The organism is Paenibacillus sp. Negev47, from assembly GCF_058313655.1.
This window is the reverse complement of sequence record NZ_CM177754.1, coordinates 198,869-220,812: the sequence shown is the minus strand read 5'-3', so window position 1 is coordinate 220,812 and position 21,944 is coordinate 198,869. Positions and strand designations below refer to the sequence as shown.

Below are 21,944 nucleotides of genomic sequence, written 5' to 3'. Positions count from 1 at the left end.
CTACATCAAGTTGTAAGTTTCGCATACACCAGGAAGAATAACATCTCTTCGCCCATGATGACATAACCCGGAACCCGATAGACCAGATCTACAAGGACAAATGCCACCAGCAGCCCTACCATCACCGCCAGATGACGCGGGCCGAGTCGTAGGTGTGCAGGTCTGTAACGATGGAACACAAGGGAGGTCGACAAGAAATACAGTAGCGCTGATCCAAATACAAACCCCAGCATGAACACATAGTTTAGCTGATTCTGATACAACAGCTGAATGGACGCGGCTATCATGCTCATGGAGATGTAGATGAACAGATGGCCGTATATGATCGCTTGCCCGGCAGTCTGAATCTCTTTGCTGACCTTTTTCTCTACGTTGTCGAAGTATTGCCACCATATCGCAATGACAAATATGGACGTAAAGGCGGCAAATAAAATGGATTCCATATCCCAATGATCAGCTTGCAGGACTGCGATAATACTAACTACCGATTCACCCAGCAGGATGAGTGTAAAGAGCGCAAAACGTTCCAACAAGTGATGGGTCTGAACTGGTACTTTCACCAGATTTTTGCGTCCGATCAGCGGGAGTACAATGTCCACGGCAATCCCCGCATACAAAATCACGTAGCGTAACCAGGAATCGAAGAACAATGAACCTGATGAGATCAAGATCCCAATGAGGAAACAGATACCCAAGTAACGGGCCGCTTGCTGTTGATGCTCGCCTTTTGACTTGTGAGCCGTCAGATACTGAATGGCCGTAAACGCCCGTGAACCGGTATATCCCACGAAGAAGGATAGATAGTATTGGTCAAAATGGGTAGAGAGACTCGCCGTCATAACCATAACGGACAGGAGCTGAAGGATGAGAAATATTCTATGGATCAGGATGTCTTGGCCATAGCGGTTAATAAACAAGGTCTGTCCGACCCATGCCCACCAAACAGGGATAAAAATAAGCACAAACTTCATTAGATATTCAAACGTAATAACTCCGTGTTCGGCATGCAACAAGACATGACCCGCTTTGGCGACCGCTGCTACGAAGAGCAGATCGTAAAACAGCTCCAGCCAGGTAACCTTTTTCTCCATCATCCTTCAATGCTCCTTTGGTTTTCATTTACACATACACTTCGATGACAGAATAACCTTCCAATCGCTGTTATCCCCATATTTTTTCGATTCCCTTTTCCAAGGGAAAATCCGGGGATAGCGTATGCTTCCGATGTAGCTTTCTTTCAGAAAGCTTTTAGGCGATCGCTTCGCTTTTTCAGGTTTTTTCTAATAGAACTCTTATTAATTCGCAGCTGTAGCAGGTACGAGCGTTCTTACCACGATTGGTTGCAGATTGTCCTCAATTTGAGGGCGGTATTTCTCGAACCACTCAGGCAGCATCAATTTTTGTCCAAGCGAATCAGCAGGTTCATCTTTGGCAAATCCCGGAGGATCTGTAGCAATTTCGAACAGGATGCCGCCAGCTTCTCTGAAGTAGATTGCGTTAAAGTACTGACGATCCCGAACTGGAGTAGGTTGGTAGCCATATTCGCGTACAGCTTCACTCCACTGTGCATGCTCCTCATCGTCTTTGGCGCGCCATGCAATATGGTGCACTGTTCCTGCGCCGCCCATGCCGAGAGCCATGCGGGTCACCGGAACATCTACGACATTACCGATATCCCCGCTGGACCGGAAACGGGCATACTCCTCATTTTCACTCACTCTGACGAATCCCATGATTTTCTCAAGAGCATCCATCGTTCTTTGCGGGTTAACACTGAACAGGACAGCACCACCGAAGCCTTTGATTGCTTTATCTGTTGGAATGCCTTCATGTGCCCAAGTGCTGGCTGCTCCCTCTTCCCGTTCAACAAGCTCCAGCCGCAAGCCTTCGCTATCTTCGAATTGAAGCAGCTCCTCATTGAAGCGACTTGTTTTGGTTACCTCAATGTTATACTGTTCCAGCCGGTTCTGCCAGAAGCCCATCGACCCAGGAGGAATGACATAGGAAGTGATGCCGACCTGACCTCCGCCAACTTTGCCCCGTGGTGATCCAGCAGATGGGAAGAAGGTAATAATAGTACCTGGGCTTCCGTGTTCATCGCCAAAATACAGATGATATACATCAGGTGCATCGAAGTTGATTGTTTTTTTCACCAGACGAAGTCCCAGAACTCCGGCATAAAAATCAACGGTGGCCTGTGGATCGCCTGCGAAAGCTGTAATATGGTGAATACCTGCTGTTTGAATAGTCATGATTAATTCCTCCTTGGTTTGGTAAGCGTGTTTTGAATTGAGTAGTTGTTAGAGATAGTTGAGATAGTTGATTTATAGTAAGTTTGTATTATCTTTAAATTAAGATATATAATCTGCCGGATTATATTCTAGTGGTTATTTTGATTGGCCCTGTTCTTGTTTCAATTTATCAGGAGTAACGTCATCGCCGTTCGGATCATAGATGGTTGCATTCAGCAGAATGTCGTTGACCGAACCGCGAAAGGTTTGCAGATATTCCTGACGAAGACGAACCTGTTCCGCTTGTTCCATCTCTGTCAATCCGCCCTCTTTAGCTTTTCTTGAAAGTTCATTTATTCTGGTCAATGTTGGGATCATCATCTTGATCTCTCCTCGTGTAATGGATTAAAGATATTTGTTTTTGGTTGTTATTTATATTTAAATTAAATATCTTAAGTTAAAGATAAATGATTTGTGGTCGGTTGTCAACTCTTCTATCAAAATTAATTATGAATCCGTTCCTCTGCTCTCCGCCATGTTGCTTTAACTATGAGTCGACAAAAAAAGGGCTAGCTCCGCAATATCTCAACTACTGCTGGACTAACCCTTCATGTATTTATTTTATTAACCCAGCTTTTGACCACAGTTCGGACAGAAGTTGGCTCCTTCATTTTTGGCTCCACAGTTCGGGCAGAAGTTTGGCTTCTTGTTACCTTCTGTAGATGAAGAGTTACCTGAATCACCGTTGCTATTTCCCGCTGGCTTCTGGTCAGCATTCTGGTTCGATGACGCATTGGAATTGTTGTTCTGGTTCTGGTTTTGGCCTTGGCCTTGGTTCTGGTTCATGTTCTTCATCATTTCATTGGCCATGTTCATCCCCATCATCATACCCGCCATATCCGAAGCTGCGCCGCCGCCTTGTACTTTACCGGATGAGATGCCATCTGTCATGCTGACCTGCTGATACTTTTGCAGATTACCAATCATCTCATGCGAAGCGGTCTTCGTAATCATATCCTGAATCTCTTTCGGATAATTGAAGCTCATCACCTGAAAGCCGGTAATCCCAATGCCGATGTCCATCATCTGCATATCCAGATCTTCCTGAATACCCTTGGCAATATCAGATGCATTGGCCTGCAGGTTGAACATATCCTTCCCTTCACGGCTAATCCACTTCATTAGAAGCTGATCCAGCACGGAAGTGATTCGGATTTTGACATCCTCAACCAGATAGCTCTGTTTGATGCCTGCAATCTTATCAATCAGGGTCACATAGTCACTCACTTTAAAATTAAATGTGCCGTTGGCCCGAATCGGCATTCCGCCCGGAAGCTGTGGTGTCGGAATCAACACCGGACTTTGTGTGCCCCAGCGCACGGTGAACTCTTTTGTGTTTACAAACAAGACTTCGACCCGCATGCCGCTGTTGAATCCGAATTTGAATCCTTTTAATGTAGAAAGGAATGGGATAATCTCGGAATCGATATTAAATGATCCTTCGTCCTCGAAAATCCCCTCCACTTTACCGTTATTCAGGAAAATGGCGTCTTGACCCGAACGGATGATCAGTTTACTCCCCTTCTTGATCTCCCGGTTGCTCCACTTCCAAAATATCATGTCATCTCTGAACTCTTCCCATTCCACTACATTCGAAAACTGATTTCTGAAAAACCCCATACTCGTTCCCATCCCTTCTAATTAAAAAATCCGCATACGCATTAGTGACTAGAACGAACCTCTACTTCCACTGTGTGAGTGACCGCCTCGGGAGGTACCACCGCCGCCGCCTCCATTGTTATTGTTCTTCTCGATCTTGCGCTTGGTTACGGTTGTACGGATATAACGATCCTGACGATCAATTACACTGGAATTGCTTGAATCCTCATAAGTCGCACGATTGACCGTGACACGTCCCCCGGAACGATAAGTCATAATACCAACAACAATACCCCCAAGAACCACCGATACTCCTAACTGAAACCAACCGTTGAACAAGATATTGTTTGGATTCACACCAGGTTCATACCCCATATATTTGTAAGAGAGCTCAATATATTTCTCAAATGCGAGTTTATAATTCCCACTGGACAATTCAGAGGTAATCCGGGTACGGATAGAATCAAGCCGCTCATCGTCCAGATACTCTTTTGCCTTATAAAATCCAGCCAGATACACTTCGCGATTATTCATGTCCATCGTCAATATGACAGCATTGCCATGTTCTTTATCGTATCCTAGCCCCTGCTCATCATAAAAATCTTCAGTTAAGAGCATAACATCCTGATTCTCAACATTATTTGTTGTCAAAATAACAAAGTCCGTCTGCCGTTCGGCACCATACTGATTCGCCAGTGCATTCAGTTCACTTATCTCCTGCTCACTTAGCAGGTTGGCCTCATCATAGATGAGATTTTTGCTCTCCGCTGCGGATGCCGATGACATGGGAATCAACGGAGCGACAAGGGTTATCATAAGTAAAATGAGCGTAGCCATCACTCCCAGAGGGGTTCTTTTTCTCATAAGAATCCACCTCCCATCATCCAGGAAACCAACTTCAGTGACAACAACGAGACCGCAGAGACCCCTGCGAACCATCCAGCCACTTTGGCTTTGCTGATCGGCGGTTTGCCGACCACCTTACCTGTCTGACCATTCATGGCAAACGTGTACTGTGCACGATTGTAGTCATAGTTGACCATCCATACGGGGAGCAGCACATAATCCGCATTTTTGAGTGTGGTATCAATCTGTTTGTCCGTGTAGCTCACACTGCTATAACCGGATACGGTTGAAGCAATATAAGAATCAATGTAAGATCTCGTCTTATCCTTGGCCCGTGGGAAAAGTTCCTCGTCTGTATAACTGTATTTTTCCGCAATATACCCTGCCAGATACGGGGTCTTGAACAATTTCAGCTGATTATATGGAAAAGGCTCCAGCTTATCCATCAGTTCATCCTTCATTTTCTCGGATGCATCAATGGGCAGATTCACGTAATTCAGCCGAATTCTACGGTATATATCGAAATGCTGTGTTTCCGTGTAATGGTAGTCGCCCTGGGTGTAGGATCTGACCTTGGTGCCACGACCATGCACTTCGATTTTGTTATGTAACTCGTACAACCAGAACGGCACGTACATGCCGGTAATGCTCTGAATCCGATTAGCGGACATGAAGCCACTTGGCGTTAACAGGCCATTTCTGCACCACTTTTTGAATGCCTGCTTGGCTTGATCCTTATTGATGGAAAAGGGAATCACCATCGCGGGGGCCAGATTGCCCGTCAGTCGATCACTCAGCACAACCGCTGCACCGCAGAAACTGCATGTCGTCGCACTGGTCTCCGGCTCCGTCACGATGTCAGCTCCGCAGCTGTTACAGTGGTATTCCTTAACCTCATTCTCCGTGAACACCTGTCTCTTCAAGGGATCTGGAATCTGCTCTATGTTGTCCTGACGGCCGCAGCTGGGACAGGATAATGCACCTGACACACTGTCAAAGATCATGCCACTGCCGCAGTTCGGACATTTATATTCAATAACCGGCATTTGCTCACCTCAATGTTAACGAAATATGATTCTAATTGACTCTGTATAACTTCGCTGGCAGAACAACCTTCCGATCGCTCTTAAAGGCGAAGTGTTTGCTTTCCGATGCAGCTTTCTTTCAGAAAGCTTGTTAGCTCCGCTTCTTCAGCTTATTTCTGCCCTCTACGTTGTAGTGTACAAGTTAAACTCCCTTCTTCAGCTTTTCCTGGATCGCTGCGAGTTCTTCCTCTGCACTTGGCGACGCATTCTCATTATTACCCGCATCCGCGTTCATGTCCCTCTCCAATTGGGCAATTAATTCGTCCAAATCATCTTCCTGTGCTCCAGCGCGAAGTTCTGCCAAAGCCTCTGCTTCGTTCAGCGCCTGGTTCGCCTTGTCTTCCATCGCTTTCAGTGCAGCATCAGCTCTGCCCGCAGATGCACTCCGTTCATTGGCCTGTTGCTGTGCCTTCGCATCTGCCATTCGACCTTTCAGTTCTGCATGCCGCGCTTCCAGTTGCCCCAGATCTGCAACCAATTTATCATTCATATGCTTCATCATCTTCGCTTTGGCGGAAGCTCGCTCATAGGACGCCTGTAATTCGTTCAATTTGTCAGCCAGCTTCACCTTCTTCTCCAGAAAACCACGTGCCTTGTCTTCGTCTCCCGACTCCGCCGATTTCTCCGCATACCGCTGTAACTTCTTAACCTCGGCGCTGCACTCATCCAATGCTCGCTTCGCCCGGCTCTCATCTGACAGCACCGCTGCCGCCTCCGCTTTTACCTGACCCAGATCACTGCTCAGACTGCGCAAATACACATTCACACTCTTCTCCGGATCTTCCGCCCTAGACAACATATGGTTCACATTCGCCTTCATCACGTCTCTAAACCTCGATAAGATTCCCATTACTTGTTCCTCCTCCGAAAAGTTCATATGTATACTATAATACATGAATACAGCAACATACGTTTCACATTTCACGATTGCAAGTGGAGTGAATACGATCCAAATCCATACTATAACAACGCAATATAAGAAAAGACGAGTACTTATAGTGTCGCCTCATGACCCTGTAAAAACACACAAAAAACGCGATCATTCCTTAAGATTTAATCCTTTTCTAACTTTAACAAATCCCTACCTGATCTATGGTTCAACCGGAAGGCCCCACTTCATCACATTCGACTCGAAGAGTTATGGCGACATACCACTTAGGCATTTTGCAAACATAACAGTGTTGGCTCCCACCAAAGGTGCCATTCCTCCGCAAGTTGGCTATAATAAGGGGATCAATGATTTCTATAAAAGGCAGGAAAATTATGCGTACACGAGTTCACTTTATCGCTCCCTACGAATCGATGATTCCTATTATACAAGAGTGCATTCCTCGCTTTCCCCAGTTAGCCATTCAGACGGACGTGGGCGATTTGGCGAACGGTGTGGAATTAGCAACTCAAGCTGAGAAAAACGGTGCAGAGATTATCATCAGCCGCGGCGGAACCGCCCAATTGATTAAGAAAGCCGTGACTATTCCCGTCATTGATGTACAGTTATCGGGCTATGATATGATTCGTTCACTTACACTGGCGAGCCAGTTTAACGGCCTAACGGCCATCGTTGGCTTCTCCAACATCACCTCTGGTGCACAATCCATTATTGATCTGATGGATCTGCCCCTCAAGGTCTATACCATACATAGCTCGGAAGATGTAGCACGACTGCTCTTGGAGTTGAAAGCTTCCGGGTACCGGCAGATTGTCGGAGATGTAATCACCGTCAATACCGCGAAGACCTATGGTCTGGAGGGATTGTTGATCCAATCCGGCCAGGAATCCATCCTTAGAGCGATGGAGGATGCGCAGCTGGTCTACCGTTATTTGAGCAAAAATCATGCGATATCGATCATACTAAAGGACCTGGTTACACAGGAACATCCGAATTTGCTTATTTTAAATGAACGGAATGAAGTGGTGTTCGAGAACCTGACTGATTTTGAGAAAAATCCACTGACCGATAATCACATATATCTGACCAACACCAGCCTGGAATTCCATCAATCCCAGATCCAAAATGTGTTCATGGTGGACGATTACCAGCTCACGGTCAACGCCTATGAAACGACTCTGAACAACAAGAGCTACAAGGTATATATGCTGGAAAAAGGACAACCCTATGCCTTTGCACAATTCGGCATAACAACTTTCACGGACGCATCGATGGAGCCCATTGTTGCTGATTCCCCTGCCATGCAGGCAGTACTGAAGAACATTAGGGCACTCTACGAGAATCATGAGCCAATCTATCTGCGGGGTGAAGCCGATTCCGGTAAATCTTTTCTGGTCAAACACATTCATCAGATGTACTCCGGTGGCGGACTGCTGTTACAGATAGATCTCACGCAAGTTCCGCCCGGTCATTTGCACAAGATACCACTCTCCAAGGTTCGAAATGTAGAGATTAACCACATGGATTCACGTATGGAAGATCCGGAGTTGCTCTCCTTTATCCAAAACTGCCTTCAAAGCCAGATTGGGGTGTTTATACTCGGGGAGCAGGCATTGAACCCACAGTGGTCACTCGATCTGGAGCTTAATACGATCATGATGCCAAATCTTGCGGATAGACCGGAGGACCTGGCTCCACTGATGCAGCATTTCCTTATGGGTTACTACCAGAAATATGGAACTACCGCGGTCAGGATAAAAGAAGATGCACTAGAGCTGATTCGGGATCAGATCACGTATATGAACGTTAACCAGTTGAAGCATCTAATCAAGCAGGCTGCACTGAATGAACAGGATTATGTCATCACCACGGCTACCTTGTCCCGCTTGCTGGGTCAGCAACCTTCTTCAAGCCAAATGAGGTTGCACGGTACGCTGAAGGAGATTGAGAAGGAAGTTATCCAGTTCGTGCTTCAGGAGGAAAATAATAATCAATCGAAGGCCGCAGAGCGCCTTGGGATTAACCGAGCCACATTATGGCGTAAACTTAAAGATTAACTTTAAGTTTACGTCTTTTTTATTGCTTTTATGTGTTGCATTTTTAAACAGTTAAGCGTGTATTTAAAATTTACAATAATTTATTGTTGCTATATTAAACGATATGGGATAACATAATTCCTGCAAGCGCTTCATAAAAACGATTACTTCATAAGGAGCTACTACTATGAACATTAAAGCAACTTTAGATCGTATCCCTGGCGGTATGATGGTCGTTCCCCTGTTACTCGGTGCAACCATTAATACATTCTTCCCGAATGCCCTGCGCATTGGCGGGTTCACGGAAGCTCTATTCGTTAACAGTTCCAGTACGTTGATCGCGCTGTTCCTGTTGATTGCGGGTACACAGATTACGTTCAAAACAGCAGGTTCATCCGTCGGCAAGGGCGTTACCTTACTGGTCGTCAAGTGGGCGATCGGTGCAGCACTCGGCCTCGTTGCCATTTTGTTTGCCGACTCAAGCGGGTTATTCCTGGGTCTTGCTCCACTTGCCATTATTGCCGCAATGACCAACTCCAACGGCGGTTTGTACATTGCACTCGCTGGTCAATACGGTAAAGAAGATGACAAAGCAGCCTATCCGTTCCTCGCGCTCAGCGATGGTCCATTCCTAACTATGGTAGCGCTCTCCATCTTCGGTGCAATGGGCTTCGCCAACGGCATGTTCTCTCCTATGGCATTCGTTGCTGTATTGCTTCCGCTCATCGTTGGTGTCATTATTGGTAATCTGGACCGCAATCTGGCGGAGTGGCTGCACAAAGGCAGCGACAAACTTGTTCCGTTCTTCGCCTTCTCACTGGGTATGGGAATCAACTTCTCCTCGATCATCCAAGGTGGACTTGGTGGAATCATGCTTGGCGTTCTAACCGTGCTTCTCACAGGCGGAATTGGATATCTGTTGTTCAAAGTCATTGGCTGGAATCCCATCGTTGGTGCTTCCGAAGGTTCAACTGCCGGAAATGCGGTAGGTACACCTGCGGCCATCGTGGCTGCTAATGCTTCATTTGGCCCTATTGCCGAGATTGCAACAGTACAGATTGCCGCGAGTGTTGTTACGACAGCCATACTGTTGCCGATCTTCATCGGGTTCCTCTCCAAACGACTGGAGAAATCAGGTGGAGTCGAGAAATACAATCAACGACCTACCACATAAATGGTCTTTGCCTGATCTAATGTGCTTAATCTATGCTTAATTGATAATCTGAACGGATTTTTTATAACAATTGTGCTTACAAGGAGGGATGACTGCATGAAATTAGCCATTATCGCAGATGATTTGACCGGTGCCAATGACAGCGGGGTGCAGCTTGCCCGTCATGGCTTGAAGACCAGTGTACTTTTTAATATGGATGAGGAGCCTCTTACACGTTATGATGCCGTCGTCTTTGATACAGATAGTCGTTCCATATCCCCGCAGGAAGCGTATAACCGTGTGTATCGGGCAGCTGAATTGCTGACGAACAATGGATTTGAGGCGATTTTCAAAAAGATGGATTCGACCATGCGTGGAAATATTGGCATCGAGATTGATGCCCTGTATGATGTCGTCAAACCTGATTTTATGATGATCGCTCCGGGCTATCCGAAAAATAACCGTACCATTCTGGAGGGTGTTCATTATCTGAACGGCGTTCCGCTCGCTGAAACCGAGATTGCGAATGATCCGAAGACACCTGTAACTCTTTCCTACCTTCCAAATCTGCTGAAACAGCAGACGAATTACGAAGTGGGCGAGATTACGATAGCTGATCTGGAAGTTGGCCAAGGCCACATTCAATCGAAACTAGACCAGTTTAAACAAAATAACATTCCGTATGTACTCGTAGATTCCACAGAAGAACGGCATCTGGAGATGATCTTGCAGATGACTCGCGAACTGGATTATACCTTTGCCTGGGCAGGGTCTGCTGGCGTTGCCAACTACCTCCCTGCTCACTACGAACTTGAATCCAAGTCTGCCGAACTCACGATACCGGAGAATCCGGGTCCAATCCTGACGGTTGTGGGCAGCGTGAACAAAAATTCCCGCGAGCAGTTAAAGCAACTGCTGAAACAGACCCGCATCTCGCCCGTTTCTTTCCACTCCTTCAAGGCTGTATCTGCATCCGCAGACCGAGCAGAGGAAATGGAACGTGTGTATGCAGAGGTAAGATCCAAAGCGCTCGATGGACAAGATGTTGTCCTCTACTCTACCGCAGAACAAGTGGATATTGAACTGGCACGGGCAACGGGCGAAATGCGCGGTCTCAACCACACGGAAGTCAGCAATGAAATTGTACTTGCGATGGGGGAGATCTGTGCCAGACTGCTGGAAGAGGGACTTTTCAAAGGGGTATCCATGACTGGTGGCGATACGGCTAAACAAATCTGTCTGAAATGGAATATTAGCGGCTTCGAGCTACTGGATGAGCTTGAAATCGGCGTACCGATCTCCAAGTTTATAGGGATTCATGATCTGCATGTGATTACCAAAGCAGGCGGATTCGGCAAACCCGATGTCTTTATCCATGCGATTCAAAAATTAAAAGGGGGTATTCTCGTATGAAACCTACAATTGGAATTACGATGGGCGACGCAGCAGGTATTGGACCGGAGATTATTATGAAAGCACTGGGTCATCAAGAAATGTACGATCAGTGCAATCCACTCGTTATCGGTGATGCGAAGATTCTGGAGCGTGTGCTGCCGGTCATCGGTTCAAATCTTAACGTTAACGCTATTCAAGAGCCTTCCGAAGCCAAGTATGAATTCGGTACTGTGGATGTGATTGATCTGAATCTCGTTCCTGCGGATCTGGAATACGGTAAAGTATCTGCCGTGGCTGGAGATGCAGCATTCCAGTTTCTCGCCAAAGCCATTGATCTTGCCAAAAAGCAGCAGATTCACTCCATCTGCACAGCGCCTTTGAACAAAGAAGCTTTGCATCAAGGGGGACACCTCTATCCTGGGCACACCGAGATTCTGGCTGATCTTACGGATACGCAGGACTTCTCGATGATGCTGACAACGCCTAATCTGAGAGTCATTCACCTGACAACACACATGGGTCTGATCGATGCTATCGCGAGTATTAATCCGGAAAGAACTTACACCGTCGTGAAGCTTGCTCATGATACGCTGAAAAAAGCAGGCTTTGAGAATCCGCGCGTAGCCGTATGCGGAATCAATCCTCATGCCGGAGAGAACGGCTTGTTCGGTAACGGAGAAGAAGAAGAGAAACTGCAGCCCGGCATTGAGCGTGCGCAGCAGGAAGGCATTAACGTCGTTGGTCCACTCCCGGCGGACACCCTCTTCTTCCGCGCTGGTCGCGGTGACTTCGATATCGTTGTAGCCTGCTACCACGACCAAGGCCATGCACCGATCAAGGTGATGGGCATCGAGGAAGGCGTGAACATCACCGTTGGCCTGAAAGGTGGCATCATCCGTACGTCTGTCGACCACGGTACGGCCTTCGATATCGCCGGCAAAAACATCGCCGATGATAAAAGCATGCTGGCTGCCATCCGCTCTGCTATTGAGCTGGCGCCAAAGGATCAAGTTTAACAGTAGCCTTCATACAGGCACATGAGTGAGTCTGGTCAGGAAACTATCTCTAGGTAGACGTATCTTTATATAGAAGGAAAAAGGCAATCCCTTTGTAACTTAGAGGGCTTGCCTTTTTTGTATGTTCTCTATACATTCTTGGCTGTCGCCATTCATCAGCACATCGTTACGGATATCACCAGATCAACCCGCCTCAAGTCAGCGCTCAGGTTTACCCATCATGTTCGCCACTTCACGTTCACTCTGTGAATGTCTACTTCGGCGATAGGCACTCGGTGACATGCCATTGAGTTTATTGAAGATGCGATTGAACTGTGAGAAACTGGCGAAGCCGCATTGTGCCGCAATATCGGTAATTTTTTTATTGGAATTCAGAAGCATCTGTTGAGCATTGCGAATTCGGGTCATCTGAATATACTCCGTAAATGTAAAGCCTGTGACTTTGTTGAACTGACGGGATAAATGATGAGCACTTACGAAAAATCGTTTGGATATCTCTTCGAGCGATAGCTCATTTTGGTAATGACTGTGAATATATGATGCAATAGCATACATCCGTTGGGACATGGACGAGCCTGTCTCTTCACGAACGTAGCTATTCTCAGCTGAGTATCGATGAATTGCGCAGAGAAACTCAACGAACTTGCCATGAACTGCAACCGAATGAAGTACTGAGGGATTCTGTGATAACATAAAGATTTCGTTTAAAGGAGCCAATACCGCCTGGCGCCGTTCTTCTGTAAATCGAAATATCGGGATTGGTTCATCAAAGATCGAAAACAGTTCTGTGTAACCGCTCTCAAGACTAGGTGTATTACGTGGTATGGCAAAGGTGATCATCAATCGTTTGGGGGGCACTCCCTTGGGATATTGCGTTTTGTGCAGTAAGGAAGGCCGCAGCAGAACGATATCATAAGGCTGAATCTCGTACAAACTGCCTTCAATGATGTGTGCAGCCGTGCGATCCAGAAGAATACAGATCTCATAGAAATCGTGAAAATGCTGAAACTCCATATTCAGTTCATGGGAGCGTTCATCATAATCCAGATGATAAAACAGTGAATCTCCAGGCTGGTTGATATGGATCGCATATCCCTGTTCGTATGCCAAAACGGAATGTGTCATGGACATGCCCCCTCTTCCCAATACTAATGAGTTCATTTTAGCATGAAATGCAATAAAAATACGCTATTTTCAGCATACAATACATAGTTTGACGCTGTTTCTGTTTGTTATGATAAAGATAATATGTTAGCGCTTGCATTAACTTTGATCCAACAACGACTACAACCTGTACTTACTATAAACCGAGGTGGGAAACCAACATGAAAATGAATTCCTTGTATACTCGAATCCATACCATTGCGAAACACTTGGAACGTGCACGACTGACCTCCAAGACATATATACCCGAGCTTTATCATAAAGAAAGTGGTTATCACTCCTGGGAACTGGTTCATGAGGACCCTTCCTCCTGGAATGTGTTTCGTAAAGGTGATGGCTGGGGCGGTAAAGATGTGCACAGCTGCTTCAAAACCCGGATTCGCATCCCGGATCATATGGAAGGAAAAAAAGTCGTTTGTACCATCGTCACTGGTGCTGATGATATCTGGAACTATGATAATCCGCAATTCCTGGCATTCCTTAATGGGGAATTGATCTGCGGTCTGGACGTTAACCATACGGAGATTGACCTGACACCCGCTGCGGTACAAGGGGAAGAATTCGAGTTGGCACTCTATGCATACTGTAGTACTTCGGCAGCCGATGTCTTTCTCAATGTATATGTAGCTGAGCATCATCAGCCTGTCACGGATTTATATTACGATATTAAGGCTGCACTCGATGCTGCGGATCTGTTGCGTGAGGATGACCTGGAGCGACTGAAGCTGATTGAACATCTGAATCAGGCGGTAAATTTACTGGATCTACGCCAGGAAAACAGTACTGCTTTTCATGCATCGGTGCTGGAAGCCCGCCTCTATATGCAAAATCATATCTACGGTGAAACTCGCCCTGCGGGTGATCACATCCCTACCGTTCACTGCATCGGACATACCCATATTGATGTGGCATGGCTATGGACACTCGATCAGACACGGGAAAAGGTCATCCGGAGTTTTGCGAGTGTACTCTACTTGATGGACAAGTTCCCGGAATATACCTTCATGTCCTCGCAACCGCAGCTATATGCATACCTGAAGGCAGATTACCCATCGCTATATGAGAAAATCAAGGAAAAAGTGGCCGAAGGCCGCTGGGAAGCGGAAGGTTCAATGTGGCTGGAAGCCGACTGTAACCTGATCTCGGGCGAATCCATGATCCGTCAGATTATATACGGAAAGCGTTTCTTCAAGGAAGAGTTTGGCGTGGAGAACCGTGTTCTCTGGCTGCCAGATGTATTTGGTTATAGTGCAGCGATGCCACAGATTATGCGCAAGAGCGGCATTGATTATTTTATGACAACCAAAATCGCCTGGAACGATACGAACCAGATTCCGAACGACACGATGTACTGGAGAGGCATTGACGGATCTGAGGTTTTAACCCATTTCATCACAGCGACTGACTATGACAAGCATCCCGATTTCAGGCAGCGCCGCTTCGAGACGACCTACAACGGGCGATTCAATGCATCTCAAGTCAAGGGCACATGGCAACGATATCAGAACAAAAATATCAATGCAAATGTGTTACAGTGTTACGGCTTCGGCGATGGGGGCGGCGGTCCAACCGAGGAGATGCTAGAGCACGGCAGACGGCTTGAAAAAGGATTACCAGGCGTACCGGACGTGAAACGTACATTTGTACGAGAATTCTTCGAGAAGCTGGAACAGAATCTGGACGATGTTCGTTCCGTTCCACGCTGGTCGGGAGAGCTATATCTGGAATACCACCGGGGGACTTACACGTCCATGGCTCGCAACAAGCGATATAACCGGCATAGTGAATTTGCGCTGGCGGATGCCGAGCTGTATTCCATGATTCATCGTGAGGCGGATGCACGAGCGGTCTACCCAACCGATGCACTGGAGCATGCATGGAAGCTGACGATGCTGAACCAGTTCCATGATATTCTTCCAGGTAGCTCCATTGAGCAGGTCTATGTGGATTCGAAGGAGCAATATGAAGAGGTCATTCATGTCACAGATGAGCTGAAGAACAGTGCCCTGAACGGCATTGTGAGCAGCATTACGTCTGACGGCGAAGCCATTGTTGTATTCAACACGACCGGATTCGAACGAACGGATGTGGTTGAACTTCCTTCTTTTGCGAGAAATGTGACCGTCTATGATGGTGATCGTCCAGTACCGAGACAGCGTGCACTGGATGGTGGAATGGTATTCCTCGCTGAGAATGTACCGGCCTCGGGATATAAAACCTTCCGCATCACGGCTGATCTGGCCGCCGAACAAGGCGCTGGCGTGTCGGTTGCACAGTGGCAAGCAGACCAGCAGCATATTCAGACCCCATGGTACGATATCCATCTGAATGACAGTGCCGAGCTGGTATCCGTTTGGGACAAGCTGGAGGGCCGTGAGTTGCTTCAGTCTGGCGAGCGCGGTAACGTGCTGCAAGTATTCGAGGATCGACCTGCGGAATACGAGGCGTGGAACATTGACGATTATTACGAACAACATATGTGGGAGATTAATGACCTGCAGTCGCTAGAGTGGATTGAAAGTGGGCCAGTGCGTTCCGTGCTTCAAGTGAAGCGACAGTTCCTGGAATCTGTTATTGAGCAGACAATCATCTTCTATGCGCATACGCGCCGGATCGATTTCCGTTCATTTGTAGACTGGAAGCAGGAGCACCTGTTATTGAAAGCCGCCTTCCCGCTGGATATTTGGAGTGAGAAAGCAGTCTATGAAATCCAGTACGGTAACGTGGAGCGTGCTACCCACCGTAATACAAGCTGGGATCAGGCACGATTTGAAGTATGCGGACAGAAGTGGGCCGATCTGGCGGAGAACGGGTACGGCGCTGCTCTGTTGAACGACTGCAAATACGGGTATGACATTCACAACTCGGTCATACGACTCTCATTGATCAAAAGTGCCACGTATCCCAATGAGAACGCCGATAAAGAGCAGCATGTGTTCACGTACTCCCTCTATCCGCACAAAGGAGATTTCCGTGAGGGACGTGTCATCCAAGCTGCTTATGATATCAACCGTCCTCTAGTTGCCCGCGAGATTGCATCCCAAACTGGCACGTTGCCTGGAGTATGGTCACTCGCATCAGTCGATCAGGAGAATGTCGTGTTAGAGGTCATCAAAAAAGCCGAGAACAACGATGATATGATCATTCGGATGTACGAAGCACATGGTCGCCGCAGTCGGGCTTCCCTTCAGCTACCTGAAGGATCAGGTGCCACAGCATATGCCTGTGATCTATTAGAAAATAACGAAGCGGAATGCATCGTGGATAACGGCCGGATTTCTTTTGATATCAAACCGTACGAGATTCTGACCTTCCGGATTCCGAAAGCGTAGTGGGCACATTTTATGCGTAAGTCTATACCCGTTCATTTCATGAGTGTTCCTTGTCAGTAATGACAGGAGCACTCTTTTTTTCTTTTTTAATATACTCCCTGTTTCTAGGCAGACAAAAACACCCCCGGAATACCATCGATAGAGCCGGAGGCTTTCCATGTTTATTCACAGGGGTTTCTGATCACTAATGGTAGATTATACTGCAACCCACTTAGACAGCGGATACGTCATCCTTAAAATTCTTCGTACTCGCTCGGGTCCTGGTCCCACAATCGTCCATCTGGACGGCTAAATGAAGAGCCAACTTCCATCTCCTGCGCAGTCAGCTCAAAATCGAAAATATCGATATTCTCTTGCTGATGCTGAAGCGAACTTGCCTTCGGAATTGGAATGGAGCCCAGCTGGATATGCCAGCGCAAGATGATTTGGGTAGGCGTTTTCCCATGGGTTTCCGCGATGCGGAGGATTTTTTCATCTTTGACGATATCCTGCACAGCATCATTGCCACGTCCGATTGGACTCCAAGACTCGTTCACAATGCCATGCTTCGCGTCCTGTTCCCGCTGATTAGCTTGGTCAAAAAATGGATGCAGCTCAATCTGATTCAGACTCGGCGCTACCCCCGTCTCCTTAATCAGGCGTTCATTGTGCTCAGGCAAGAAGTTACTTACTCCGATGGAACGGATATACCCGCGTTTTTTCGCTTCAATTAGAGCTTGCCATGCCTCCACATACATATCCTTTTTGGGATTGGGCCAGTGGATCAGGTAAAGGTCATAATAATCTAAGTCGGCTCTATACAGGGATTCCTGGATCGCCACCATTGCCTTGTCATGTGCGTGATAGCGCCCCGGCAGCTTCGAGGAAATCAACAGTTCTTCTCTGGCGATGGAGCTTTGCTTGATGGCTTTGCCCACTGTTGCTTCATTCTCATAGTTGTATGCTGTATCAATCAACCGATAACCCGTATCCATTGCGGATGCGATCGATTTCACACCTTCTTCTCCTTTTAAACTATAGGTACCGAACCCAATTGCAGGTACTTTCAAGCCATCATTCAATGTATATTCCGGAATTTGATGATTCATGTAAGAACTCTCCTTTGCGAAAATATTCTTTTACCCTTATCTGGAGAAACATTTACCCTCTCGAATTATCTTAACCCCTTGTATATGCTTGAATCAAATTGAACAACTATTGCTGAGTTCACTTATCAAATGTAAAAAGAAGACGCCTGTCACAAAGGACCAGCGTCTTTTGATATAGTGCCTCACAACGCACACGATACATCTTACATTAGAAATTGGTTGCAATAATTTTGGCTGATGTACTTTCGTCGATGAAATCCATAACCGAAATGCCAAAGCGGCCTTTGGTATTGGTCGTAAAGAATGTGTTTACTTTCGGGTTCATATCGTCTTTTATGGAGCGAATGTTGGGAATACCGAACCAACCCGGGTCATAACCACTTGTGTAGTTAATGTACAGCCAAGCAGAATTTTGGGATTTGGCTTCGTTGTACATGTTTTGAATATCCGACCATTTCTTGTTCTTATCTGATACTTTAAAATAATCTTGAATCTTCATACTTGCTGCATTCTGAATGTTAAAGGTGGTGTTCTCTTGCCATGCAGTAGCATTAATACCATACGGGGATTGGCTCATATCAAATCTTCTCAGCAATACGATCTTGCCTTTTGCTTCCCCAAGGGTAGGGATGCGGTCGGTTAGCAGCCATTTATCAGGATTCTTGGCGACATAGGATTTGAATGTTTCCTCATACGTGCGCGTATTATTCGCAGGTGTATGCTCTTCTTTCACACTCATAATAATGGTCTCAGAGGGATTATTGTTCAGAAAGCCAATGACTGCATTTAATACATCATCAAAATTTTGATTCTGATAGATAGCCCCGTGATGAATGGTGAATGCATCCCCGTAATGTCTAGTGCGAACATCAAGGAAACGGACACCCACATTCAATTGCTGGGCAATGGTCAGATCCTGTGTCTTTGCGGTTCCATTGATCGGTTCATACAAGGCGCCGGAATCATGCGTTCCTGGGATCGAAAGAGAAGAAAGCGGGGTGTTAGCAGGGAGTGATCCCATCCAATTGGAATTGCTGTAAGCGGAAGAAACACCAGTCAACGTCCATGAAAAGAGAGTTACGAATGCAAGGGCCAGGCTTATTTTCTTGAACAATGTAAATACCACCTTTGCTTGTTTTGGTTTTACCCTGATCATTAAGCGGCGCCAGCTTGATGATCACATCACCTGTAATAGGCTGATGTTGATTCCCTATGGATGTCTAGATGTCTATACTTCAACTCTACTTCTCTATTGTTTGCATGTTATTACGTCCAGGTAAAATTGAAATTAATTGCACCACGAATTTTAGAAAGTGGGTTTAAACGTAAAAACGGCCACCAATTATGGTGACCGTCACGTATTTCAATTCCATTCGTAGTATCCTGGAAAAAAGGTATACTCTTTCTTTTCATGAAGTAACATCGATGGGAACTTAAGACTGCAAATCTTCGATTGAGTTCACATCTTCCATATAGGAAGGAACAGCCAACCCAGATTTTACATTAACCATATTAGCGCCGAGATCATCCAGTCTGTCACCATATTGCTCCCAATAATCTGAATGTGTCACTGGCAGCCATGCAGCTACAATCGCATCCACATCGCCGTTGGCAACGCCGAGCCACATCGGTCCAATCTCCACTTGCAGAGCCTCTGCCCGGTATCCCAACTTCTCATTAAGTACATAGCGAACGACATTGGTACTGGCAAGCTCCGAGTCCCATGCTACATAACTCAAGGTGAACGGATCTCCATTGACGGGTTTCAGTCCTTTAGTCCATTCTTGAACTTTATCTTTATGTCCATCAACCCATTTGGCCGAAGCAGCTTCTGGTTCCATTCCGTTCTGTATGTCTACCATCACTTCACCCATATCTTCCGACGTCCAGTTAAAACGATCCAGGAATTCATAGGCAACGGGGTGGTCCTTCTGAAGTCCAAGGCGCGCAATCGAATGAATCTCTTCCGGTTCACCATACGTCATCTTCGGGTCATCCAGATACTTCAGGTCATAGGTATTAAACATCCAGTGCGGAGACCAAGCAACAAAGACAATCGGTTCTTTATTTTTATAAGATCGATCTAACTGGGCTGTCATGCCTGCTGCTGAACTTTCCATCAACGTCCAATCTGATAACTCATAATCTTCCATTGCCTGAGCTGTCAGTCTCATTAGGCCCGCACCTGGGTCTGTTCCTGTAATTTTATAATTAACCTGCTCACCGACACTCGAGGTGTCTCCAACCGTAGCAGCATTGGAGGAACATGCACCTAGTGTGAATACCGCAGCTAAACTTGTAACCATCATCCATTTTTTCATTGCCTTCATCATAAGTCTTCCCCTCTTTAATTCCCGTGTTGTTAGATACTAACGTTACATTCTGCAGAAATGTAGACATTCTTAGACATAATACGACAGTCGCCCAACCAACTCCGTTATGATAACAAATAATGAAACCGATCTCAAACAACAAAAAGCGTTTGTTGCGTATGTACAGAAAATACTGTATAAACTGTACTTGTTTTAAAGCGGGGATACGCTTATATACTTCCAGATGCTATAAATCTACCTTCGGTATAATGTACCGAAAAGATTTTTTTATTTTTTTATATTTTATGTTAAAAAGGGTTGAAACCTTAAATCTCTCATACTGATCCTTCCGAAGTAGTTTGTGTATTTTAACCATGTGAAACACAAAAACGACCACCTAACGGTGGCCGCACCTCTCTCAATACTCTCGTGCATATTGCTTATCCTCTTTCAGTTGCACAATATCATGTCCGGTTGGATTCTGGAACGCACGAAGCCCAAATGTCGAAGCAACTGCAAAGATATGATCAAAGATATCCGCTTGGATCGATTCATATACTCCCCAGGAAGTATCATTGCTAAAAGCATAGATCTCCAGGGGCAGCCCGTTATCCCCCGGCGCCAGCTGTCTGACAATGAGCGTCATATCCTTATGAATTTTGGGATGATTTCTCAAATACTGATGGATATATTCCCTGAACACACCCACATTCGTGAGCTGTCTTCCGTTCACATTGCTTTCCGTATTCACCTGATGTTCCATGTTGTATGCATGGATTTCTTGTGTTTTTGCCGTGACATAATCAGTCAGGTATTGAATCTTCTCAAACTCCGCCACCATCTCCTCGGTACAAAAACGGATACTGCTAATATCAATATAGACGCTTCGCTTAATCCTTCTGCCACCGGATACCTGCATACTTCTCCAGTTCCTGAAGGAGTCGGAAATCAGGGCGTAGCTCGGAATCATCGTAATGGTCTTATCAAAATTCATAACCTTTACCGTGTTCAGTGTAATATCGATAACGTCACCGTCTGCATTATATTTCGGCATTTCAATCCAGTCACCTACGCGTACCATATCATTCGAAGATAGTTGAACGCCGGCCACCAGACCCAATATGGAATCCTTGAATACCAGCATCAGTACAGCCGATAACGCACCAAGTCCACTGAGAATAATCAACGGATTCTGTCCGATCATGTTGGAAATGACGACAATACCACCAATGATGTATAGCACAATTTTCGCGACTTGAATGTATCCCTTAATCGGTCTGATCTTGGAGACATCATAGGTACGATAGATATCATCAAACACATTGAGCAGTGCGTTAAGCACCGTGATCATGATAACGATCATGTATGTCATCGCAGCCTTTTCGATCAAGGCCTGATAGGACGGGAAGATATAAGCAGAATAATAGATGATAATCGCTGGCACGAGATGCGACAACTTGTGGAACAATTTTTTCTCCACAATGATGTTGCCCCACTTGTACCGATTGTTATTGACGATATGATTAATCGTCTTCAGCACAATTTTTTTGGCTATAAAATTCGCCACCACCGAGATCACCGCTATAAAAATAACCATAATTATATTCGAAAGATATCCAATGGTTGGCTCACTCATGCCCATTCCCTCTAGTTGATTTCTGATAAAGTCCATTGTTTCCTCCTGACATCTTCTAGTTTAGCCTATTATTATAAAGTAGATTAGGATGGTAAGCAAAGT

17 protein-coding genes are annotated in these 21,944 nt (G+C 46.0%); 5 read left to right on the top strand and 12 right to left on the bottom strand.

Annotation, left to right across the window (positions count from 1 at the left end; all coding sequences use genetic code 11):
* Positions 1-5: 5 nt before the first annotated feature.
* From AC4G47_RS01045 to AC4G47_RS01015, 7 genes are all read right to left on the bottom strand, one after another.
* The gene (locus AC4G47_RS01045) at positions 6-1,094 is read right to left on the bottom strand and encodes a low temperature requirement protein A (protein WP_491104369.1); all 1,089 of its coding nucleotides are present in this window, start codon (positions 1,092-1,094) and stop codon (positions 6-8) included.
* 201 nt (positions 1,095-1,295) lie between these two features.
* The gene (locus AC4G47_RS01040; RefSeq protein ID WP_491104367.1) at positions 1,296-2,252 is read right to left on the bottom strand and encodes a ring-cleaving dioxygenase; all 957 of its coding nucleotides are present in this window, start codon (positions 2,250-2,252) and stop codon (positions 1,296-1,298) included.
* Between the two features lie 135 nt (positions 2,253-2,387).
* Complete coding sequence (locus AC4G47_RS01035; RefSeq protein WP_491106615.1) at positions 2,388-2,609, bottom strand: DUF896 domain-containing protein; 222 nt, start codon at positions 2,607-2,609, stop codon at positions 2,388-2,390.
* 246 nt (positions 2,610-2,855) lie between these two features.
* Positions 2,856-3,911 carry an SPFH domain-containing protein gene (locus AC4G47_RS01030; RefSeq protein ID WP_491104366.1) on the bottom strand — a complete coding sequence of 352 codons (1,056 nt, stop codon included), beginning with the start codon at positions 3,909-3,911 and terminating at the stop codon, positions 2,856-2,858.
* Positions 3,912-3,959: 48 nt separating this feature from the next.
* Positions 3,960-4,754 (bottom strand): TPM domain-containing protein, encoded by a 795-nt coding sequence (locus AC4G47_RS01025; RefSeq protein WP_491104365.1) that lies wholly within the window; start codon positions 4,752-4,754, stop codon positions 3,960-3,962.
* On the bottom strand, positions 4,751-5,782 hold the full coding sequence (locus tag AC4G47_RS01020) for a TFIIB-type zinc ribbon-containing protein (protein ID WP_491104363.1): 1,032 nt from the start codon (positions 5,780-5,782) through the stop codon (positions 4,751-4,753). Before AC4G47_RS01020 ends, AC4G47_RS01025 begins: the two co-directional genes overlap by 4 nt.
* Positions 5,783-5,963: 181 nt before the next feature.
* Positions 5,964-6,671: a PspA/IM30 family protein gene (locus AC4G47_RS01015; protein WP_491104362.1), complete on the bottom strand. Its 708-nt coding sequence runs from the start codon at positions 6,669-6,671 to the stop codon at positions 5,964-5,966.
* 413 nt (positions 6,672-7,084) lie between these two features.
* Between AC4G47_RS01015 and AC4G47_RS01010 the strand changes: the two genes are divergently transcribed.
* The 4 genes from AC4G47_RS01010 to pdxA all read left to right on the top strand — a co-directional run bounded on the left by AC4G47_RS01010 (position 7,085) and on the right by pdxA (position 12,310).
* Positions 7,085-8,767, top strand: coding sequence for a sigma-54-dependent transcriptional regulator (locus AC4G47_RS01010; protein WP_491104360.1), 1,683 nt, complete (start codon positions 7,085-7,087; stop codon positions 8,765-8,767).
* Positions 8,768-8,933: 166 nt separating this feature from the next.
* Positions 8,934-9,920 (top strand): 2-keto-3-deoxygluconate permease, encoded by a 987-nt coding sequence (locus tag AC4G47_RS01005; protein ID WP_491104358.1) that lies wholly within the window; start codon positions 8,934-8,936, stop codon positions 9,918-9,920.
* A gap of 96 nt (positions 9,921-10,016) precedes the next feature.
* Complete coding sequence (locus AC4G47_RS01000; RefSeq protein WP_491104357.1) at positions 10,017-11,312, top strand: four-carbon acid sugar kinase family protein; 1,296 nt, start codon at positions 10,017-10,019, stop codon at positions 11,310-11,312.
* Complete coding sequence (gene pdxA / locus AC4G47_RS00995) at positions 11,309-12,310, top strand: 4-hydroxythreonine-4-phosphate dehydrogenase PdxA (RefSeq protein WP_341005757.1); 1,002 nt, start codon at positions 11,309-11,311, stop codon at positions 12,308-12,310. The genes AC4G47_RS01000 and pdxA overlap by 4 nt, the downstream gene beginning before the upstream one ends.
* 198 nt (positions 12,311-12,508) lie before the next feature.
* Here the strand turns inward: pdxA and AC4G47_RS00990 are convergent, their stop codons facing one another.
* Positions 12,509-13,435, bottom strand: a complete 927-nt coding sequence (locus tag AC4G47_RS00990) for a helix-turn-helix transcriptional regulator (protein WP_491104356.1) — start codon at positions 13,433-13,435, stop codon at positions 12,509-12,511.
* A gap of 200 nt (positions 13,436-13,635) precedes the next feature.
* On the opposite strand from AC4G47_RS00990, the gene AC4G47_RS00985 reads away from it, so the two are divergent.
* A complete protein-coding gene (locus AC4G47_RS00985; RefSeq protein WP_491104355.1) occupies positions 13,636-16,806 on the top strand; it encodes an alpha-mannosidase in 3,171 nt (1,056 codons plus the stop codon).
* A gap of 233 nt (positions 16,807-17,039) precedes the next feature.
* Here the strand turns inward: AC4G47_RS00985 and AC4G47_RS00980 are convergent, their stop codons facing one another.
* The 4 genes from AC4G47_RS00980 to AC4G47_RS00965 form a co-directional block, all read right to left on the bottom strand.
* Entirely contained in the window at positions 17,040-17,894 is an 855-nt protein-coding gene (locus tag AC4G47_RS00980; RefSeq protein WP_491104354.1) for an aldo/keto reductase, read from the bottom strand.
* A 208-nt stretch (positions 17,895-18,102) separates the two neighbouring features.
* Positions 18,103-19,008, bottom strand: coding sequence for a phosphatidylinositol-specific phospholipase C (locus AC4G47_RS00975; RefSeq protein ID WP_491104352.1), 906 nt, complete (start codon positions 19,006-19,008; stop codon positions 18,103-18,105).
* A gap of 319 nt (positions 19,009-19,327) precedes the next feature.
* A complete protein-coding gene (locus tag AC4G47_RS00970) occupies positions 19,328-20,227 on the bottom strand; it encodes a glycine betaine ABC transporter substrate-binding protein (RefSeq protein WP_491104351.1) in 900 nt (299 codons plus the stop codon).
* Between the two features lie 397 nt (positions 20,228-20,624).
* Complete coding sequence (locus tag AC4G47_RS00965; protein ID WP_491104350.1) at positions 20,625-21,878, bottom strand: mechanosensitive ion channel family protein; 1,254 nt, start codon at positions 21,876-21,878, stop codon at positions 20,625-20,627.
* Between the last annotated feature and the right edge of the window lie 66 nt (positions 21,879-21,944).